The following is a 19,759-nucleotide window of genomic DNA, read 5'->3' as shown; positions in this document are numbered from 1 at the left end:
GCCTGGCGGATCTTGGATCAAGCAAGCGCATCGGTAGACGCCGCATCCCCAAGTCCGAGGACCTCGGAGAGGTAGGCGCGGGCCCGACTGACCCGGCTCTTCACCGTGCCGACCTTGCACTTGAGCACCTCAGCGGCCTCCTCGTAGGTGTAGCCCTCTGCTCCCACCATCATCAGGGCGATCCGCTGGGCCTCGGGAATGCCGGCGAGCCGATCCTGGAGGCCCCTCAGGCTCACCACCCCTTCCTGCTCGGGCGGGGCGACGAGCGTCCCGGCATGGGTGCCGTCCGCATCCTCGACTTCACGCCTGGCCTTGCGCTTGTCGCTGTAGAACTGGTTGCGAAGGATTGTGAACAGCCACGCGTTCATGTTCGTGCCCGGCCTGAAACGATTCCGGTTGGCCCAGCCCTTCGCCAGCGTCTCCTGTACCAGGTCGTCGGCCCTGGACGCATCGCCGACAAGAGAGAACGCGAAGCCCCGCAGGGCCGGCAGCGCGCCGATCAGGGCATCCCTGAACACGTCGTCCGGACGGGTTTTCAGGGTCTCGATCCCGTCATCGAACCGTTCGACGAGGTATGCGAGCCGCTGCGGAAGCTCCGCTCCCGCCGTCAGTACGAAATAGGACTGCAATACGGTCCCGAGGTGCTTGCGGACCTGCACCCCAATGTCGACGACGTCTTCTTCGACATCCGAGCTGGTTGCGGGAAAGCTCTCATCCATCGGTCTCGCCCCTCCAAATGCGAGCCTCCTTAGAGTCGCTTAAATCTGAACGTTCGCGAAACTGGATACTAAATTCGAGTTTAATGTCCTTCGCCCGGGTCGCGTATAAGGTACCAAGGGGGGCGATAATGTCGGCGCACCCAGACGGTTCAGTCGCTGCCGATCCCCCACAGGTACGGATCACGCCTTTCCGAAGCGCAAGCTCTGGATGTGAGTCAGAGCCAAAGTTGCACGCTGAAACACACCCAGACGGGCAGGATGCGTTCGCGACCAGCACCGTCGCGTTCGACACCAGCCTTGGCGCCGGGATCTGCCGTTCCATGCCAATGGCAGCTTTCGGAGGCTAAGCGGCTATTCCCGCAGATCTGTTCGAAGGGCCGCTTGTGGCGCATAGCCGACCAGGCGGCATGCGAACATCCGCCCCGAATGCCGCACTGTCCGCTTCCCGGCATCCCGACGAACGACGCGGCCGGCCGATGATGGCCGACCTCGGCAGGACGACGGCGCCGAAAAACGGCGGCGGCTCCTTCAGGAACCCGAGCATCATGCGCCACCCTCCATTGGCGATGTCTTTACGCCTCGCCTGGGGGCGGGAGGAACTGCTGGAGGCGCTCTAGGACGCGGCGCCGGGCTGCGTCGTAGGCTACCTGCCCCGCGGACCGGCCGCCGCAGCGGATGTATGCGGCGACGGCGATGATGTCGGCGGTGGCGACCTGAGCATGGGCGATAGAGAGCGGGCCGGCAGCGGACCGGCGCAGCCCAGCCATCTTGACGACGGCCCGCGCCAGGTCCTCGTCAATTCCTGAGACGCCACTAGCGTGCCCGAGGGCCGCCAGCAGCCGGTCGCGCTCGGCCCGTAGGGAGGCGACCTCGGCCTTCAGGGTGTTGAGCTCTGCGACACGGGCAGCCTCGGTCTCACGCTGGCGCTCGCGCCATTCACGTGAACGGTCGGCGGCGGCGACGCGACGGCGGGCGGCGGACGTCTCACGGGAACGGACGATGTCGGTCATGGCGGAAGCGTGCCAGTCCGGCCAGCAAGCCGCCAGGGGTGGTTCGAGGATCGGACGGCCTTTCCCGCGCGCAACCGGTCCACACGGTTCGCAGAGGGAAACGCGCCCATTTCACACAATTCGTAACGGACAACGCCCCCCCCGGCCCCGCAGGGGCCATAGAGGGAGGTCGCAATCGATCAGCCCCGGGTTGGTGGCAAAACCCGATATGGGCCTGAAAGGCACAGCGAAGCCCGCCTGGCCAGGGTGTTCGCTTATCCCCTGTGGGACACGGGCGCTAATCGAGGCAACGCGTAGACCCCGTTTCCGCGCCACCTACGGGCAAGTATTAAATTCCGGTCCTGGCGTTAATCATGGACGTTCGAGGGCCGTTGACCTTCTCGTAGTCGAGGTCAATCCTTGTCGTGCCCGTAGTCGGGCTGTCGCTCCTGAACATCCCCTAAACCCGGTCCTTGTCGGTGCAGAGGTGCCCCCGACGAGGTCCCCCAACCGGAGACCACCGTGACCACTCTTAACGAGATCCGGGGCCATGCCGTGCCCCCGGAGGCATGGCCCGCCCGCGCCATGCCATCCGAGACCCGCTACTTCACTGCCCTCGACTACCTCCTCTTCATCCATTCCGTCGGTAGCCACGGCGTCATCCGCATCGCTGCCCGGGTGAACATCGGCATCGGCCGGAAGGCGAAGTACGTGTTCCGCGAGCGCCGGTTCAGCGTGAAGCGCATCCGCGACGGGCACGCCTCGGTCGTGAGCGCCCTCAAGGCGCTCAGCTTCCATACCTTCTGCACGTTCCCCTACCCGAAGCCGGGCGGGGCCGTCCCAGAAGCGTCGGACGCCAACGTCACCTCGATCTGCGCCAACTGGATCGACCTCGACTACTACGGCGTCCAGGGCCTCGCGGGGCTGTCCAAGGACGACGTGCTCGACATCGTCCTACGCCGCTGCGAGGAGAAGGGCTGGCCGGCTCCGAGCTACGTCATGTCGTCCGGAAGGGGCATGCTCATCGTGTGGCTCTACGAGGTGGCGCCCCGCGAGGTCCTGCCCCGGTGGCGCGCCGTCCAGCGCACCCTGAACCGCGCGTTCGCGGACCTCGGTCACGACGCCACCGGGATGTCGCCGACGCACCTCTATCGGTACTCGGGCAGCTACAATCCCAATGCCAAGGCCCCGGCCTTTATGATGTGGCCGTACTACACCGCCGACGTCCGCCGGGGGACGTTCGACGAGCTCGCCGCCGCCGTCATGCCGATCTCGCGCCGCAAGGCGAAGTTGTTCGTCGTCGAGAAGCTCGACGGCATCGCCAAGCGGGCCGCTAAGCAGGCCGGGCGTGACCGGGCCCGGCGGGAGGAGGAGGTGGCCCCGACGACCGCCCCTGCCGCGCCGGCACGCAAGAAGCGAGAGCGGGTGGGCGGCCACCTGACCGGCCGCTCGTACTGGGGGGCCATTGCCGCCGACGTCGAGCGCCTGCGTGTCCACCGGTTCGACGGGAAGCGGATGGTCGAGGACACGGGCCGGTCCACGATGGCCTATGCGGCGACGATGGTGCAGGCCTGGGTCATGCCGGCGTGCGACCTCGACGGTTGGGTCCGCGACCAGGCGCATGCCTGGGGGCTCGACGAGGAGCAGGCCCTGGCCTGCACCAGCGGCGTCCGCAAGGCCGCCCGGGACGCTGCAAACGGCGAGCGCAAGTTCTGGCTGGGGAAGGAGATCGACCCCCGCTACCGGCCGGGGCCGAAGCGTCTGATCGAGCTCCTCAAGATCCAGCCGGCCGAGATGGGCGCCGCCGACCTGCGCATTCTGGTCACCGCCGAGCGGAAGCGGGACGTCGTCGCTGACCGCCAAGCCACCCTGCGCCGATCCCGGGGGGCCAGGTCCCGCACGGACCAGCAGGGCGCCCGGCTCGCCGTCGGGGCCGAGGCCCTACGCCTTCGCCGCGACGAGGGGCTTGACCGCCCCGCCATCGCCGCCCGGCTCGGCGTCACCACTCGCTACCTCGACACCGCCCTGCGTGACGCCAAGGCCGTCGAGGCCATCGGCACGGTCACGGCCCCAGACAAGCCGGTCAAGCCGCGCCGTTCACATGGTTCGTCACGGGGTACTTCACGCGTGAGGGGCGGAAATACCTCCGGCGAGGCGACCGTCGCGCTTGTGGCGCCCGAGGCGGAGGTCTATACTGGTGGCGTCACGGTGAAGGGCACCTACCTCCCCGACAACGCCCGCTGCGCGCCTTATGGCCCGGCGGGCGTTTCTGTTCCCGAGAAGGTGTCGGCATGACCCGCGCCCTCGTCATCAACTACGTCAGCGACGACCTCCTTCGCCATCGCGCCCTCCAGGCTGCACGCAAGCGAGCCCTTGAGGCCTGGTACGGCGGCGCCCGTCCCGTGAACCCGCACGGTCGCCGTCCGTACCGCTACGGGCGCGTGGTCTACCTGACGGAGAACCACGCGCCGCTCCCGGCCCCGCCGGCTGCGGCCGCCGGCCAGGCTGCCCTTCGCGCGATCTTGAAAGGGTGGCGCGGCGACGGCGAGTACGCCGCCCTGGGGGCCTGGGACGACGAACGGGGTGGCGCCTCGCGTCGCGCCCTCGTCTCGGCCGGGCAACTGCTCGCTGGCGAGCCGGACGACGACGCCCGGGAGCGGGCGGACAGCCTCGTGATCCTTGCGCTCGGGCCGCCCGGCAAGGACCTTGACGGGGCGCGCGAGCGGCTGCTGGCCCTGCCGGCGCCCGCGCCATGGTCGTGGGAGGCCGCGGCCCGCTACTGGGGCTGACGCGCCCCGGGGACGGGCTACCAAGGTTAGGCGGTCCCGTCCTCTCGACGTCTGCATGGTTTCGACCGCGCAAAGCGACGCGGACGTGCACGATCCTGTTGCGCTCCCCTATGCGACTCCGGATCGCGCGCGCAGCGTTACTGCATGGAACAAACCGCCGCCCTGGGCGTTAGTTTGGACCTCAGTCTGGACGACCCGCGCAAGCGCCGCTCGCCGTCGAGCCTGAGCGCGTGAGCCGCGATGGCGAATGTCATCGCCATCGTCTAGCGCATGACCACCGAGCAGATCCGCGTGACCCTCGGCGGCAGCATGGGCAATGTCGGCCACAGCTCCGCCGGGACCTCAGCGACATCAAGAGCCGCTGCCCGGACCGCCTGCGCCGGTTGGGCTTCGAGTGCCTGTTCTGGTTCTGCGACTGCCTCGGGCAGGACCCGAGCCTCGCCATGCAGGGCCTCATCCTCCCCAAGGCTGGACGGCCGGAGTCGCGCCGCCCGAACCTAGTCCGGGGCGGGGGACGCATCCCCTCCAGCCCGGAGTGGCCGCGCCGGGTGCCTGTAGGCTGCCGAGTTCGGCGGTTCCTAAACCTCAGCGGGGGCCTCGCCCCCGCTGCTGGCGGCTGGGGCTGGGGCTGGGCTTAGTGCCGGCAACGCCACCGCCGTCGGACCCGCTGGCTTGGCCGCCGCGGCGGGCGCGGCCCCACCGCCCGTCAGGACGAAATCGATCTCGAACGCGTTGCGCCCGACGGATGCCAGGTAGTTCGAGAGGATGTCGGCCGCGAAGGGCTCGCGGATGCGGCCACAGCGGATCAGGCGCCACGTGACCCGCGCGGGAACGTGCGGCGGCCGTGCCTTCGCGGCCTTGGCAGGCTCGAAGCCGCCGACGGCGACGTTCTTGAAATCGTCCGGGGACGCGACGGCAAGTAGCAGGCGCCGCGCGACGGCGCCGTGCGTGGATGCCTGGTCCTTATAGGCATCGCGAAGCCGTTCGATGGCGGCTTCCATTTCGGCGCGCAGGTCCGCCGGCGGCTCGGCGGGGGACGCCTCGACCGAAGCGGGCCCGTCAAGGGCGGACGCCGCGTCCGGCGTCGCGGGCGGCGGTTCCACCGGCGGGGCGGCGGGAGCGCCCGGAACGGCATCCCCGGCGTTCGCGGCGAGAACCGCGAAGGCGGCCTCGGGCACGGGCGCGGCGACTGGCCTGGGGCGTGCCGCAGCCTTCGCCGCGGCGACCGCGGCCGCCGCCCGGGCCGCCTTGTCCTCGCAGGCCGCGACGTAGTCCGACAGCCAGCCGGTCCGCTCCCCGTAGATGCGGACCTGCCCCGGAAGGAGCCCGGCCGGGCAGGCCTGCCCCTTGTCGAAGCGAACCGCGCCGTCGCTGCGGAAGGAGGCGAGATCCATGATCGAGAGGTCCACGGTCGCCGGGTTACGCAGGTCGACGACCGGAGTGACCCCGTCCAGGGTGCACTGCAGGACGTATTGCTTGGCGCCGGTCTTCTCCTCGCCCGGCTTGGGCGGTGCCTTCAGCGGCAGCAGGATGCCGGTGCGCGCTCCGCGCTTCCCGTTCGGACGCAGCCCGATCTCGCAGGCCTGCCCGATCAGCACGAAGCGCTTCCTGGCCATTTGCTTGTTGGAGAACTCGGAGAGATCGAGCTCGAAGACGTCGCCCGACGCGATGGGCGCGAAGGAGGCATTGATGAGATCGGCCTCCTCCCACGTCTCGGCGTTGCGGAATGCGACCAGGTCTTCGTCGGGGGGAGCCTCTACGGGAGCGAGCTTGATGCCGCGCAGCGCGCGCAGGCGTTCGCTGCTCGCGCGGACAGTCTCGTCGGTCGCGAACATGCTGCGCATCTTCTGGGCCATGTGGGCCGTGAGGGTTCTCTCAAGCACGTGAAGCTCGGAGACGCCTTCCTCGTATCCCCGCTCGACGACGTGAGCGTCGAGCCTTTCCGGAGGGATGCGGAGCAACCTGCCGCGGGCGTCCTCGAACCATCTCGGCACCTGCGGTGCGGCCTTCGTCAGGACCTCGTGGACGTCGCGACGCAGGCCCGCCCGCTTGATGGCGACCCGGAACGCCTCCTCCATGACCTCCGTGTCTGGATCCCTGCCCGCGAGCCGCTGCTTGGAGATCACGCACAGGGGGATGTCCTCGTCGGGCTCCAGCCCCATCCTCAGCTCGACCTCGGTCTTGCCCTCGTTGGCGATGACGGTCTCGTGCGTGAGGATGAACGCCGTGCCCCGGGAGCCCTCGGTGGCCAGGACCTTGAGGATGTCCATGCCGCGCGTGACGAGCGAGCGCGTGCCCCGGCTTTCCTTGAGGTCGACGATATAGCTGACGTTCCCGTCGCCTTCTCTGACGGTGTCCCGGATCTTTTGCTCGACGCCGTCGAAGGTCCACCGGTCCTTGTCGGCGATGGCTAGGAGGGAGCAGGCGCGTTCCACGGCTGCGGTCGAGAGCTCGTCGACCGGGAATCCCTCGACCGCCTTCTCGACGTCGAAGAAGATGGCCTTCACCTCGTCCCGGCGGTCTTCGCGCATGTCCGTCAGCGCCTGCACCAAGCGCCCCTCGGTCGCCTCGGGCTCAAACTCGTCCCGTTCGAGCAGGTCAGCGAATTCCGGGACGCCGGAGACCTTAACCTTCTCAAGGTTGGCGATGAACATCGTCGCGAGCTGCGCCGGCGTGTCGTTGAAATGGTCATCGATCCAGATGACGCGGGTGCCGCCGAGGCAATGGAGTGCTGCTTCAAGCTTCATCGGTCGCTACGCGGGCTCATTGCGGCTGGGCGAGTACGGCGGTCAGGTCCACCTCGAACCGGTACCGGCGTCCGAGGTGGTTGAGGTCGTCCAGCAGGTCGACGGTGCACCCGTCGAGGGCGAGGAGCTGGCGGACGATGAAAAGCCCGATGCCCTGGCCGCCGGGCGATTGCCCCTCCGGCGCGGCGGGTCGCCCGGATACGAAGATCTCGAACAGACGCTCCTCGACGGCGGGATCGACCCCCGGTCCCGTATCTGACACGATGAACCCCCCGTCGGTGACGTCGATGCGGACCTCCTTGGCGGGCAGACCCTCGCCCGTGATGCCCCCGCGCCTCAACCAGTAAACGCTGTTGCGCACGAGATTATCGAGCACCTGCAGGAGGCGGGACCGGTTGGCGCGCACAATTGCGGCCCCGGGCATCTCGTCCACGACGGCGACGATCCCGGCGTGCTCGAAGGATATCGCCCGGTTCTCCACGTACTCCCGAACGAAATCCGCGACGGCGAAGGTTTCCCGAAGCGTCCGGGAGCGGGGCAGCATGGGGTCGATCAGGGAGGCCGCATTGGCGATGGCCCCGCACGAGCCGCGGATGGACCGCAGGTGCGGGAGCATGGCGGCCTCGTTGCCGGATTTCCGGGCGGCGTCCTGGATGGCCTTGGACCGTTGCTGGATCTCCGCCAAGTGCGTCCGGAGCTCATGCGCGAGACCGCGCGCGCTCAACCCGACGGCGGCGCTCTCGTATAGAGCCGTGACCTGGGCGTCCTTGTCGGAGATCTCGCGGCGCAGGAAGTCCACGGCGTCGGCGGGTTCGACCTGCGGGTCGAGCTTGCTCCGGACCGCGTCAACCGCGTCGCGTGCGGTCTTGGCCAGTTCGACGGCCCGCCAGGCGGTCCGGCCGGCGTCACCGCTGTCGATGACCTCCCGTTCGAGCGCCTCGATGTCGCTCCGCAGGTCCGTGACCGTCTTGTCGGCCAGGGACCTAGCGTCGCGTGCGGTCTGCATGCTGCGCTCGACGATGCGCATCGGGTTGCCGGGCCGTGCGAGTTCCTCGCGCCCGGTTTCCTGGAGCTTGCGGGCGTATTCGTCGAGCGAGCGCCGCACGTTGTCCATCGCGTCGCTGGAGAACTTGCGGCATTGGCGGGCGATCTGGAGGAACCCGCGGTAGGGCGCGTCCTCGACGAAGCCCTCGCGGTCGGACTTCTCGGTCAACCCCGCGTTGAACTCGCCGCTCAGCGCGAAATAGCCGATGGTGTTGTCCGTTCTGAGCCCGTAGGTGCTGCCGGAGGTCATTTCCGCAGACAGGCCGAGCCAATCGCCCGGCGAGCGGACGCGGAACCCGTCGCGAAGCACGGCGATGCCGGTCAATCCCTTGATCAGGTCGGAGGAGATGCCGATGCCGGCCGCGGCCGACTTGTCCGCCTCGTCCTGACGCTGGAGATGGAAGTAGTAGAACGAGCCGGTGAATGGGCCAGGGTCCTCGATCTTGCCCTCGTTGTCCATCAGCATGGCGGACCAGGGGAAGCGCCGTTCGAGCTCCACATACCAGGGGCCGGTGTCCGAGACGTCCTTGCGCGTATAGCCCTTGAGCTTCTTCGGCGAGAGCAGGAGGTCGCGGAATCCTTTGCCGCCGTCGCGGCCGAAGACTAGCGCAGTCTTCTCCCGTTGCTGTTTCGAGCGCTCGCCGGCGATCAGGCGCTTGCGCATGTAGGCGGTGGCAACGAGCTCCATGTCGCCCTGCCCGTCCGCCTCCCACCGGAAGTCGAACTTCGCGATGGCCCTGTCGAGGATCTCGTTCGTCACCGAGACCAGGGAGCGGTCGCGGCCGTCGAGCTGGATCGACACCGGGAACGTCGACGTGACCTCGAACGGCGAGACGAGCTTCGCAAGGCTCGCCGTGATCTCGTCGATCCGCCGCGGACGGCGCCATTCGGGCAGGTCCTTCAGCCCGAGGACGGTGACCTTCGTCCCCTTGAAACCCTCGGCGTTCGGCCTGCTGCCGAACTGGACGGGGATCTGGTCGACCGTGACGGACCGCTCGCAATCGGCCCAGCGGAACCGGGCGACGGCGATGTCGTCGCCCGTAGACTTGGCGGTCTCCACGAGAAGGATGTCGCCGATCTTCATGGTGCCGAGGCGCCCGAGCCCCTTGTCACCGAGCGGCGTACGGTTCTGGAGGGTCGTCTTCCGCTTGGGCTGGCCCGGCAGGCCTCGCTTGACCGACCCGCTGACGACCAGCCAGGAAGACCGGAGCTGGTCCTGCGTCATGCCCTCGCCGCGGTCGGTGATGGTCATGCGCCCAGTGTAGGACAGGCGGCGCTCGCACATCGGCTCGGGCGTCTCGTCCTCGGGCTCCTCGTCCCCGTCGCGTTCGTCGGCTGGCGGCAAGGGTACGATCTCGACCTGGACGCTTTCCGCCGCCGCATCGAAGCGAGCCAGCCTGGAAACGGGCCCGACCTCGACCAGCGTACCAGTTTCCTGCGTCGCCACCTCGATGCCGCAGCCCTTCGCGTCGGCGTCGTACGCGTTCTTGACGCATTCCAGGATCGCCTGCTCGACGTCCGTTACCAGCTCGCTGCCCAATTGGATCAGCACGTGCGCGCCGACTCGGAGCTGGGCCCCGCCTACGGGGTGCGCGACCTCGCCGGAACTGCCCGGTACCATCTGGTCGCTCACGCGAACTCCACGACCAGCGTCGTCTCCGTGTTAATCAGGCTTCCCATACTGTTGCGGGTCGGCATCCGTTTCCCGGGCAGGCGACGCCGCAGGCCGGCGACGGGCTTGCCCCCGAGATAGCACATGATGTCCCGGCAGATCTCGTCCAGCGCGACGGGCATTCCGTGGGCGGTGCGGTTCCCGGTGGTGATCACCCAATGGGCGGCGCCGGGAGTGGTCGCACGAACCTGCGCGAAGGCGTCGAAGAGGTCGGCGACAAAATTCGAGACCTTGCGCAGGCCGCGGCCCTTCCCAGCGGAATGGGCGCTGGCGACGAGGCGGTCGAGGGTGGGCGAGATGCCGACGATGCGCTCGCCGTTGGCCTTGGCGGTCTTGAGGGATCCGCCGAGGCTCGCGGTGTCGAGCGCGAATGTGTTGCTCCGAAGGGTGTCGCTTCCCTTGAGGTCCTCGGCCGGTATCCAACGGACCGCGAGGTAGGAGAACTGCCCGTAGGGAATCGTCGTCTGGTTGTCGCCGTAGGGCGGCGAGGTGACAAGGATACGGTGACGGTCGTCCTTCGTGCCGATGTCGGCCCGGCGTACGTCGTCGCACAGGATACGGATATCCGGGTCGCTCTCGGGGCGGCCGGCGATGAGGGCCTGATAGTCGCGCACTCGTTGCAAGGTTTGCCGGAGCGCGCCCTCGAAGTTCGCGACGATGCGCTCCGGGTCGACCCGGTCGCCCTCGGGCCGCATGTGCAGCTTGTAGGTGCTCGTCCGGCTATTCGAGGAGACCCTGATGGTCTCCGCGAAGACCGTCCACATTACCTTGCGCGCCGGCTGGTCGGGAACCGCGAGGATCGAGCGGCGCAGGCGCGAGAGGCACCGGGCCGCCGGCTCGTCGAACCACTTCGAGAGCCATGGGAAGTCGACGTCGACGGTCTCGACGATGTCGCTGCGTAGCGCCTGGATCGTAGTGACGGCCGCGCGCTCGACGTTGGCGCCGGCGTCGATGGCGGCCTTAGCCTCGCAGGTGAGGACGGCGAGAGGGTTGATGTCGACGCCGGTGAAGTCGAGCCCGCGCAGGAGGGCCTCGGTCATGATGGTCCCGGAGCCCACGAAGGGGTCCACGACCCGGGAGCCGCCGGTGCCGACCTCGTCGAGGATGGCGTCGATGATGTCACCTTGCATGCACGGGACCATCATCGCGGGATAGCGCAACATGCCGTGAAGGTTGGGACGGGCACTGCCGCCGACCGCGGCCCACGCCGCCGGCTGATTGTCCTCCATGGTCCGGAGGCGATCCCCCAACGTTGCCGCCACGATTCGGTGTCTTTCCACGCTGCCCCAGGGCGGGAATGCCAAGCATCCGCCCTGGAGCGCATTGTACGGTCAAGGTGGAAAAACACCAGGTGGTTTCGCAGCCTTTCCCTGCTGTTCACCCACGGCGGGAACTTTTCTACGTTCACCTCGTTGGCCGCTCCCCGATGAGGGCCGCGCGTGTGGCCTTTGTCCTTCATGTGTAAGAAATTTGATGACACCGGAGATGGTCGGCATCCTTGCGGCCCGCTTGAACGGCGGCCGAGAGCGGGGCGCACCCGCCGCGCTGGCGCGTGCGATGGGAGTGCCGGTCAAGACGGCGCGGGCCTAGATGGCCGGGGTCGATGACGAGGGGAACCATCGCCGGCTGTCGAGCACGGCCCGTCGGCTGTTGACCCTGCTCACCCTTCTGGAGGCGGGGGGCATGCTGACGGAGGACTTCCCGAAGTCGGTTGAGACCTTCAAGGAAATTCTCGAAGGACCGCCCGGGCGCCTGCGGGCTTTGCTGGACCAACTCGAAACCGTGGGTGACGAAGAGGAGGAGTGACGGGCGGGCGTCGAGCCGCCTTCGACGTGGAACGACCGATTTTCCGGCAGCAGCGAAGCCTTAAATGGAGGGCACATGGCCAAGGCAGTCAAGAAAGCGAAGCCCAAGGAAGAATTCCGGGATTACGGCGCTGAGTTCAACAGGGCCGTCGGCGACAATATCCGGGGCGTCATGCGCAAGTTGGAGAAAGCCGGCCTCTCCGTCCGCAAGCCGCCTCACCTGACCACCCTGTTCATCCGGCGTCCGCTATCCATCACCTGGGACGAGTTCAAGGACATCATCCGCTCCGTTCTCCAGCCCCGGATCAGTGGTGTCTTCCTGACCAGTTCCACCGGCCGCATGTTCGTCTGCAGCAACAAGGGCAACAGGCCCGGCCGCTTCGAGCGCTGGGCGTAGGCAATGCTCGCGTGGGTCGGTCCCGTCTATCCAAATGGGCCGAGGCCGGCCGCGCGCCGAAGCTGCCGAACCCATGGCGGAAGCCGGCTTGGTGGAGTCCCTAATCTTTTGTCCAGCACGAGACCTCGCGGTCGACGCATTTGCAGACATAAACGTCCACCGACCATTGCTTCCCGTCATTGGACGCCAAGGCTCAATCCGGGGCAGCGGCCAAGGTGTGAAAGCAATCAAGGAGGTTTGCGACCTCCTCTCTTGAAAGCTGACGCCAACCCTGCTGCCTGAACTCCTCGGGAGTTTTGGGCGTCACACTGTCGTCCATGATGTGGGATTGGGATTGCCCCGGTTCGGTGGACACTGAGAACGCTTTCGCGTGAGGTGTTTTCCCGATGCCCAAGACCCGTCCCGCATACCCCGCCGAGTTCCGCCGGCAGATGGTCGATCTGGTCCGTGCCGGCCGCGATCCCACCGACCTCGCTCGCGAGTTCGAGCCCGCACGCCAGACCATTCAGAACTGGGTCGCTGAAGCTGATCGCAGTGAAGGTCGACGGGAGGCCAAGCCGCCACCCGCCGATCCTGGCCTGACAGCGACCGAGCGTGACGAGCTCGCCCGGCTCCGGCGGGAGGTCCGGCAGTTGAAGCTTGAGCGCGATATCCTCTCTCGCGCGACGGCCTGGTTTGCGCGGGAGACCGGGGTTCTGCCATCGGGGTCTTCCGGTTCATGAGCGCCAACCGGGCCGACTTCCCCATCGCCGTCATGGCCCGCACGCTCGGCGTATCGAAGGCCGGATACTATGCTTGGATCGGTCGGCCCACCTCGATGCGGAAGGTGGCCGATGCCGCGCTGCTGAAGCGGATCCGCACCGTGCACCTCGGCTCGCATGAGACCTATGGCGCGCCGCGCGTCCAAGCCGATCTTCGGATGCAAGGTGAGCGGCACTCCCGCAAACGGATCGCTCGGTTGATGCGGGAAGCCGGCCTCGTCGGGGCATGCCACCGGCGCGGCGGCCCCGTCACGACGCGGCGGGATCGGGAGGTGAGGCCCGCCCCCGATCTCGTCGACCGCATGTTCTCGGCCGAGGCGCCGAACCGGCTCTGGGTAGCTGATATCACCTATGTGCCGACGGCTTCTGGTTTCCTCTACCTCGCCGTGGTGCTCGACGCCTTCAGCCGCCGGATCGTCGGGTGGGCCATGGCCCATCACCTCCGCTCGGAGCTGGTACTGGATGCCTTGGAGATGGCCGTCACGCAGCGACGACCGCACGAGGTGATCCACCACTCGGACCAGGGGTCGCAATACACCTCGCTGGCCTTCGGCAACCGCTGCCGGGAGGCGGGGGTGCGCCCCTCGATGGGCTCGGTCGGCGACGCCTATGACAACGCCATGGCCGAGAGCTTCTTCTCGACCCTCGAATGCGAGTTGCTCGCTCGCCGCCGCTTCCGCTCTCAGGCCGAGGCCCGGATGGCGGTGTTCAGCTACATCGAAGGCTTCTACAATCCGCTGCGCCACCACTCGGCGCTCGGCTATTGCTCACCCATTGCGTTCGAGCAGGAAACCAAAAAAGCCACGTCCAGCCCGACCTTGATCAAGCAAGCCCCCTAACCGTCCACCGAACCGGGGCAATCCCAGTGCGCGGGGCGTCGGCGTGCCTAAGCCGGCATGCGCAGGATGCCTTGGCTGCCGGCGTGGATCTCGGCGCCGGCACGTCCCAAGCCGCGACCTCGACCCTTTCGGACGGCTGCCTCGAAGGTGCGGTTGTTGGCCCGTCGGGGGCGGAGCTTGGCGGCGTGGGTTTCCCCGGTCTGGTGGGCGTGGCTCATCCCGGCGAGGGAGCCGGTCGCGTGAGCCAGTCCCGCCGCATGTCGCTGGCCGAGACCGTCGCGAACACGGGCAGCGGGATGCTGATCTCGTGGCTGATCGGCCTCGTCGTCTACCCCGCCTTCGGCTTCCCCGTCGGCGCCGGCCAGGCCCTCGCCCTGACCGCGATCTTCACCGTCGTCAGCGTGGCCCGGGGCTACGCCTGGCGCCGCGCCTTCGAGCGCTTCCGGAGGTCCTGATGTTCCTGCCCCGCCTGATCGGCGTCGTCGGCCTGGCCGGCGCCGGGAAGAGCACCCTCGCCGGCATCCTGCAGCGCGAGCACGGCTACGAGCGCCAACGCCTCGCCGCGCCCCTCAAGGGCATGACGGCGGCGTTCCTGCGCTCGGCCGGCCTGCCCGAGGCGGAGGTCCTCGACCGCGTCGACGGCGGCCGGAAGGAGGAGGAGATCCCCGGCTTCGGCTGCACCACCCGGCACGTCATGCAGACCATCGGGACCGAGTGGGGCCGCAAGTGCGTCGGCGGCGACGTCTGGCTCCGGCTCGCCCGGGCCCAGGTCGAGCGGGCCTGGGGCGAGGGCAAGCGCGTGGTCGTCGACGACGTCCGGTTCCTGAACGAGGCCGACGCCATCGAGGCGATGGGCGGGTTCCTCATCCGCGTCGACCGCCCCGGGCTCGTCGCCGGGTCGCACCCGTCCGAGCAGGAACAGGCCCGGATCGTGGCCCATTGGACCGTCCGAAACGAGGGCGACCTGATCGACCTGGAGACGGCGTTGACCTCGGCCTTCGTCTTCGCCCGGCACACGGCCGGCATCGCCGCTTAGCGAACCCCCAACGGCGGACGCCATTTCAACAACGCCTTCGCCCACGCCCTGTTGGTGAAATCGTTGGGGGCTACGGCGAAGTTGTCGCAGGCCGGCCGACGACGAATGTCACTGTCGGTGCGATTTCGCTGTTGTGGGTTTCCCCCCGCACACGCGGGATGCCGCCGTGATGCTCAGCGGTGCTCACCAGGGGCCGCGGCGTGCCCACGGCGGCCCATCCCGCGACCGCCAGGCCGATGGCGCACAGGGCCCATGTCGTCGCGCACGTCCGGTCCATGGCGAGGTCCTCCGCCGGGGATGATCGCGGAACTCGGCCGGGGCGCTAGTCCAGCGGGGACGGTAGGCGGGCATCCTCGTCGGCCTGCGGAACGGTCTCGGTCGGGTTTCGGGCGAGGCGTGACATGACCGACACGACATTGAGGCCGACCGCTTCCGCCACCAGGATGGCCACGCCGACGTCGACCGGCCGCCCCGCCTCCAGGTCATCGATGACGCGCTCGGGGATGCCGGTGACGACGGCTAGGCGCCTGAGGGGCATGCGCCGCGCGAGCCGGACGCCGCGCACCGCCTCGCCGACGTCGCGCCGGCGCCGGGCGGCCTCGGCGACAGCGTGTTCCTCGGCCGACGGCTCGGGGCCGTCCGTAGTCGGGTCTTCCCAGTGCGCGCGCATCGTCGATCTCCTTCGGTTGAGGCTACGCCCCGCGCTGGCTAGTCACCAGAACTCAGCTCGCCGACGCCCGACGGGCACGGCGGCGCCATGTGGACGTCGGGCGTCAGGCCGTTCTCGCGCAGGAGACCGCCACCGCCCGTGACGCCCCCGCCGACGGGCGTCCAGGTCCAAGCCAGGTTGCCCCAGCGGTCCCGGCCGCCCTCGCCGATGGCCTGGAGCTCGATGCGCTCCTTGCCGGTCTTCGTGTCGACGGTCCCGCACGTGATTTGGACGGCCCAGGCGTCGCCCACCGGGTCGGCGTAGACCCGGGCGAATCCCGCGCGACCGCCGGCGGCCGGCCCGCGCACGGATAGGTAGAAGCGGTCGCCCGGCTGCGGGAAGGGCGGCGGCTCCGGCACGGGCTGGGCCTGGCGGGCCGCCTCGACCGGGACGGTGGCTGCGAGCAGGACGGCGGCGAGGGCGAGGAAGCGGGCGACGGTCATTGGCAGGTCTCCAGGGAGGGGGTGGGGTTGGCCGCCCAGGCGGTGCCGTCCGGCTCGAACCAGACGCGGCTGGCGGCGGTGACGACCTCGTTCGTGTCGCGGCGGCGGAAGCCGGGCTCGGTCGGGCGGTACCCGATGCGGATGGCGTCGTCGGGCCGGGCGCCGTCGGCGATGATGCCCTCGATGGTCGCCACGACCTCGCGGCGCGCCGCGGCCTGGCACCGGAGCCTGCCTGCCTCGCTGGCGCGCATGACGCACTCGGCGAGGACTAGGGAGGGCGCGTGTCCGATGACGCGGCGCTTGCGGAGGATGCTCCACGACAATGAATGCAAGTTCCAGTGGATGCGTACGGGGGCTTGATCTGGGGTCATGGGGGGCGCTCCGCACGAAGGGGGACGGCGGCGCGGGGGGACGCGCCGGGGACGGGCATGCCGGTCTGGCCGGCTCGGGCGCCGATGGGCGCCCGCGGGGTGGGCCGCGGTATTCGCGCGGCCGGGGTGGCTATGGCGTCAGGCGGCATCGGAGCCTCCGGGCGCGTCCACGGGCTCGGACCGAGGCTTCCGGACGACGTCGAACCAGCGCACGACAGGATCGATGCTGCGGTCCTCGGCCTGCAGCGGGGCCGTGGCGAACGCCTCGAACTCGGCCCGCGCGATGACTAGCGAGGCTTCCTCTGGCGACATCTGCCCGCGGATGGCCCGCTGGGCCGCGCGATCCGCACGTTGGCAGTAGGCGTCTGCCAGGAGCTCGCAGATCTCGCCGGCCTCCGCGGCGGCCTCGATGCGGAGCACGACGCCGGAGTGGGCGGCGAAGACCGCCCGCAGGACCTCGCGGGCATCGGCCCGGTTAGACGGGTGGACGTCGGTGCTGGCTGGTTCTGACATCGTGGTCTCTCCTTCGGGTGGGACGGGGGGTCAGTGGCAGGCCGGGTCGCGGCGCGATCCGGTCCGCAGCAGGGAGCGGGCGAGGCGGCCCGCGTCGGCGGCGGCCGCCTTTGCGTCGAGCTCGCCGGAGGCCACGCGGGCCATCATGTCGGCGACGACGCGGACGCCGTCGGCGAGGAGGGCGTCTTCGCCGGCGCGGGAGAGCGCCGAGACGAGTAGCAGGCTGCTGACGCGGAGCTGGCCCGCGTCGCTGGGAGGCTGGAGGAGCGTCACGACGATGGCCCCCCTAGCGGACCAGGGCCGCGGCGGGCTCGGCGACGAGCCGGGCCACCTCGTCGCCGTCGAGCCTGCGCCGCTCGACCAGGGCGTCGGCGACGCGGCGGACCGCGCCGGCGTGCCGGCGGACCGTGGCCAGGGTCTCGCCGTAGAGCCGGTCGAGGAGCTCCTGCACGTCCCGCCGCAGGAGGGGGTCCGTCGCCAGCGCCATCGACGGCTCCTGCTCGACCGCGACGAGGCCGCGGCCGCCCATCCCCCACTCGCCGATCAGGCCGACGGCCATGCGGGTCGCCGTCAGGAGGTCCTGGCGCGCCCCGGAGCTCGCGCTGTCGAGGAGCGTCTCCTCGGCCGCCCGCCCGCCCAGCATGATCCGGACGTGCTCCTCGACGGCGGCGCGCGTCCAGATGCCCTGGTGCGGGTCCTTGGCCGCCATCCATCCGCGCTCTTCGCCGCGCGTCTGCAGGGCCAGGACCATCTCCCGTCCGGGCTCCTCCAGGTAAGCCAGCAGGGCGTGACCGGCCTCGTGGACGGCGATCCGGTCGAGGACGGCGGCCGGGGTCGCCTCGTCGCCCGTGCCCGCCACCGCGAGCAGGTCGTCGAGGGCCAGCGGGCGCCCGGCATGCCTTGCCCGGCGGCGGGCGTCCTCGACGAGGGCCTCGATCATGGCCCCGGTGTAGCGCTCGGTCCGGTACGCGACCGGCATCAGGTCGGCGCCGGGCAGGTCGTCGCCGAGGCGCACGCGCAGCATCTCGACGCGCTCCCCGGCGTCCGGCAGCCCGATCTCGATGTGGCGCCCAAGCCGTCCCGGGCGACGGATGGCCGGGTCGATGCGGTTGGCGTCGTTGGTCGTCCCGACGACGATGACGCCTTCCCGGCCGCCCACGCCGTCCAGGCATTCGAGGAACGCGTTGATGATCTCCAGGACGTAGTCGGCGTGCGCGTGCCTAACGGTACGACGGTCGACGAAAACGTCGCACTCGTCGACAAGGACCAGGCATCCGCGCTTCCCGGCCGCCAGCGCCTTGGCCTCGGCGAAGAAGCGCCTCATCGCCCGCAGCGTCGTCCCGAGATGCGCCTGGTCCTCGGACTGCCACTGCGCCAGCGACGCGGCCAGGAGGGGAATCCCCGCGCTGGCGGCGATGGCCTGGGCGCCCAGGGTCTTGCCCGTCCCGGGTGGCCCGGACAGAAGCGCGCCGCTTGCGACCGAAGACCAGGGCGCACCGTCCCTCCACGCCTGGAGGTCGCGGATGACCTCGCGGCCGTACGCCACGACCTCGCGGCAGCCGTGGAGCTCGTCCAGCGTGATGTCCCGCCCGCGGCCCGTCGGCGCCGGCGGGGCCGCCAGGCGGACGAGATGCGCGACGCAGTCCGCCGGCGCCCGCCCGGGCCGGATGGACACCGCCAGGTGCTCCGCGGAGATGCGCAGCCCGTCGAGCGCGCGCCGGTCCTGGGGGGAGCAGGCGGCGCCCGTCGTCGAGCGGATCGCGGCGGCGACGTCGGACGTGTCGATGGGGGCCAGCGTCAGGCGGTGCTCCGCCGCCAGCAGCGCCGCAGCCGGCAGATGGGACGCCGCGTCAGGCGAAAGGCACAGGATCGCGCCTGGATGCCTAAGCAGGGCCAGGAACTCGCACGCCCGCCGGTCCCGGTCGCTCCCCTTGGGCGCGTCCTTGACGAGGTGCTTCCGCAGTCCAAGCGGCAGGCCGAGCGCGATGCTCGACCTGCCGTCCAGGGCGAGGATCGACAAGGCCTCCGGGACGTCGACTGTGACGACGACGTCCCGTTCCGCGAGCGCCTGCCGCAGCCCCGGGACCGCGTCGAGCGTGCGGGCGAGCTGGCGGAGGACGGCGAGTTCGACGGGGGAGAGTGCCTCGTCGGCCGCGTCCGGAGCCTCCTCTCGGTTCACGCCCGCACGGTCGTCGTCCATCTCCTCGGCGTGCGTCGGGCGCGCCGGCAGGGCCGCCGCGTTCGTCGACCTCAGGAACGTCTTGGCGTGGACCTCGGCGATGCCCAGCGGGTCAGTCGGGTCGTAGAAGGGGACGATCTCCGGCAACGCGTCGTCGCCCCCCTCGTCGAGCAGCGCCGTTCCGGACGCGCGCAGGACGAAGGCGGGGGCGTGCTCGCTCCCGCTCCGGGCGTAGGCCCACAGCGTGTCGACGAGGACCGGCGTCGCCGCGGCGTAGCCGAGCATGTGCAGATACAGCGTCAGGGCGTCATGCAGGACGGCGCGCGCCGGGGCGTTCACGCCGGGGATCTCCGGCGTCCAGAGCCCCATCGTACGCCACGTGGCCTCGGTGCGCCGGAGCGAGCCCCAGGCGAGGGACAGGGGCTCCAACATGGCCTCGTCGCCGGTCCCGGCAGGCGAGGCAAGCGTGTCCAGGCCGGACGCGTGCAGGGACAGGCAAAGGGCGGCGATAAACGCGTCGCCGCCGCATTCGCGCAGGACGGCCGCGCGGTTGCGGCGCGCCGTCGAGGGCGCGATGGCGAGGATGCGGGCTGAGAGGTCGCTGGGGATGCGGCCGCGGTGCAGTCCGGCCTGCCCGGCCAGGACGTGCTCAAGCGGCGCCGCACCCTTCGAGGGGGGCTGCTTCATCGGAAGACACCGTGTTGGCCTTGGCGCGACAGGATCGTCACCTAGGCTGAGGAGCCCCC

At 69.7% G+C, this 19,759-nt stretch carries 18 protein-coding genes; 7 read left to right on the top strand and 11 right to left on the bottom strand.

What is annotated here, in order from left to right; genetic code table 11:
• Positions 1-17: 17 nt before the first annotated feature.
• Together ACPCJR_RS22260 and ACPCJR_RS22255 are read right to left on the bottom strand one after the other, a co-directional pair.
• Positions 18-719: a sigma-70 family RNA polymerase sigma factor gene (locus ACPCJR_RS22260; protein WP_391515178.1), complete on the bottom strand. Its 702-nt coding sequence runs from the start codon at positions 717-719 to the stop codon at positions 18-20.
• 572 nt (positions 720-1,291) lie between these two features.
• Positions 1,292-1,729, bottom strand: coding sequence for a hypothetical protein (locus ACPCJR_RS22255; protein WP_238231205.1), 438 nt, complete (start codon positions 1,727-1,729; stop codon positions 1,292-1,294).
• A gap of 501 nt (positions 1,730-2,230) precedes the next feature.
• On the opposite strand from ACPCJR_RS22255, the gene ACPCJR_RS22250 reads away from it, so the two are divergent.
• Entirely contained in the window at positions 2,231-4,003 is a 1,773-nt protein-coding gene (locus ACPCJR_RS22250; protein WP_391516818.1) for a hypothetical protein, read from the top strand.
• Positions 4,000-4,497 carry a hypothetical protein gene (locus ACPCJR_RS22245; protein ID WP_238231209.1) on the top strand — a complete coding sequence of 166 codons (498 nt, stop codon included), beginning with the start codon at positions 4,000-4,002 and terminating at the stop codon, positions 4,495-4,497. Before ACPCJR_RS22250 ends, ACPCJR_RS22245 begins: the two co-directional genes overlap by 4 nt.
• Positions 4,498-5,075: 578 nt before the next feature.
• On the opposite strand, the gene ACPCJR_RS22240 is transcribed toward ACPCJR_RS22245, so the two are convergent.
• The 3 genes from ACPCJR_RS22240 to ACPCJR_RS22230 form a co-directional block, all read right to left on the bottom strand.
• On the bottom strand, positions 5,076-7,151 hold the full coding sequence (locus tag ACPCJR_RS22240; protein WP_391515182.1) for a hypothetical protein: 2,076 nt from the start codon (positions 7,149-7,151) through the stop codon (positions 5,076-5,078).
• A gap of 109 nt (positions 7,152-7,260) precedes the next feature.
• A complete protein-coding gene (locus tag ACPCJR_RS22235) occupies positions 7,261-9,840 on the bottom strand; it encodes a sensor histidine kinase (RefSeq protein ID WP_238274355.1) in 2,580 nt (859 codons plus the stop codon).
• Between the two features lie 77 nt (positions 9,841-9,917).
• Entirely contained in the window at positions 9,918-11,090 is a 1,173-nt protein-coding gene (locus ACPCJR_RS22230) for a hypothetical protein (RefSeq protein WP_238231215.1), read from the bottom strand.
• Between the two features lie 460 nt (positions 11,091-11,550).
• Here ACPCJR_RS22230 and ACPCJR_RS22225 point away from each other — a divergent pair, with 460 nt between their 5' ends.
• The 5 genes from ACPCJR_RS22225 (at position 11,551) to ACPCJR_RS22205 (ending at position 14,798) form a co-directional block, all read left to right on the top strand.
• Complete coding sequence (locus ACPCJR_RS22225; RefSeq protein WP_238231217.1) at positions 11,551-11,766, top strand: hypothetical protein; 216 nt, start codon at positions 11,551-11,553, stop codon at positions 11,764-11,766.
• Between the two features lie 75 nt (positions 11,767-11,841).
• The gene (locus tag ACPCJR_RS22220; protein ID WP_238231218.1) at positions 11,842-12,162 is read left to right on the top strand and encodes a hypothetical protein; all 321 of its coding nucleotides are present in this window, start codon (positions 11,842-11,844) and stop codon (positions 12,160-12,162) included.
• Positions 12,163-12,548: 386 nt separating this feature from the next.
• Positions 12,549-13,762 (top strand): IS3 family transposase gene (locus ACPCJR_RS22215; protein ID WP_238231220.1). Its coding sequence is split into 2 segments (ribosomal slippage): positions 12,549-12,828 and positions 12,828-13,762, totalling 1,215 coding nucleotides; the frame shifts between segments, so codons are not numbered across the junction.
• Positions 13,763-14,001: 239 nt separating this feature from the next.
• On the top strand, positions 14,002-14,217 hold the full coding sequence (locus ACPCJR_RS22210) for a DUF7220 family protein (protein ID WP_238231222.1): 216 nt from the start codon (positions 14,002-14,004) through the stop codon (positions 14,215-14,217).
• A complete protein-coding gene (locus tag ACPCJR_RS22205; protein ID WP_238231224.1) occupies positions 14,217-14,798 on the top strand; it encodes a hypothetical protein in 582 nt (193 codons plus the stop codon). The genes ACPCJR_RS22210 and ACPCJR_RS22205 overlap by 1 nt, the downstream gene beginning before the upstream one ends.
• Before the next feature lie 322 nt (positions 14,799-15,120).
• Here ACPCJR_RS22205 and ACPCJR_RS22200 read toward each other — a convergent pair whose 3' ends face one another.
• The 6 genes from ACPCJR_RS22200 to ACPCJR_RS22175 form a co-directional block, all read right to left on the bottom strand.
• A complete protein-coding gene (locus tag ACPCJR_RS22200; RefSeq protein ID WP_238231225.1) occupies positions 15,121-15,468 on the bottom strand; it encodes a helix-turn-helix domain-containing protein in 348 nt (115 codons plus the stop codon).
• Positions 15,469-15,506: 38 nt separating this feature from the next.
• Positions 15,507-15,950, bottom strand: coding sequence for a hypothetical protein (locus ACPCJR_RS22195; RefSeq protein ID WP_238231227.1), 444 nt, complete (start codon positions 15,948-15,950; stop codon positions 15,507-15,509).
• A complete protein-coding gene (locus tag ACPCJR_RS22190) occupies positions 15,947-16,201 on the bottom strand; it encodes a hypothetical protein (RefSeq protein WP_238231228.1) in 255 nt (84 codons plus the stop codon). Before ACPCJR_RS22190 ends, ACPCJR_RS22195 begins: the two co-directional genes overlap by 4 nt.
• Before the next feature lie 258 nt (positions 16,202-16,459).
• Positions 16,460-16,834 carry a hypothetical protein gene (locus ACPCJR_RS22185; RefSeq protein WP_238231230.1) on the bottom strand — a complete coding sequence of 125 codons (375 nt, stop codon included), beginning with the start codon at positions 16,832-16,834 and terminating at the stop codon, positions 16,460-16,462.
• A 30-nt stretch (positions 16,835-16,864) separates the two neighbouring features.
• Complete coding sequence (locus ACPCJR_RS22180) at positions 16,865-17,107, bottom strand: hypothetical protein (protein ID WP_238231232.1); 243 nt, start codon at positions 17,105-17,107, stop codon at positions 16,865-16,867.
• Between the two features lie 13 nt (positions 17,108-17,120).
• Positions 17,121-19,700: an AAA family ATPase gene (locus tag ACPCJR_RS22175; RefSeq protein ID WP_238231234.1), complete on the bottom strand. Its 2,580-nt coding sequence runs from the start codon at positions 19,698-19,700 to the stop codon at positions 17,121-17,123.
• Positions 19,701-19,759: the final 59 nt, after the last annotated feature.

This window comes from Methylobacterium sp. NPDC097929, from assembly GCF_049543375.1.
GTDB lineage: Bacteria > Pseudomonadota > Alphaproteobacteria > Rhizobiales > Beijerinckiaceae > Methylobacterium.
Note: the sequence above shows the minus strand (reverse complement) of the source record. Positions and strands in the feature narration are given on the sequence as shown.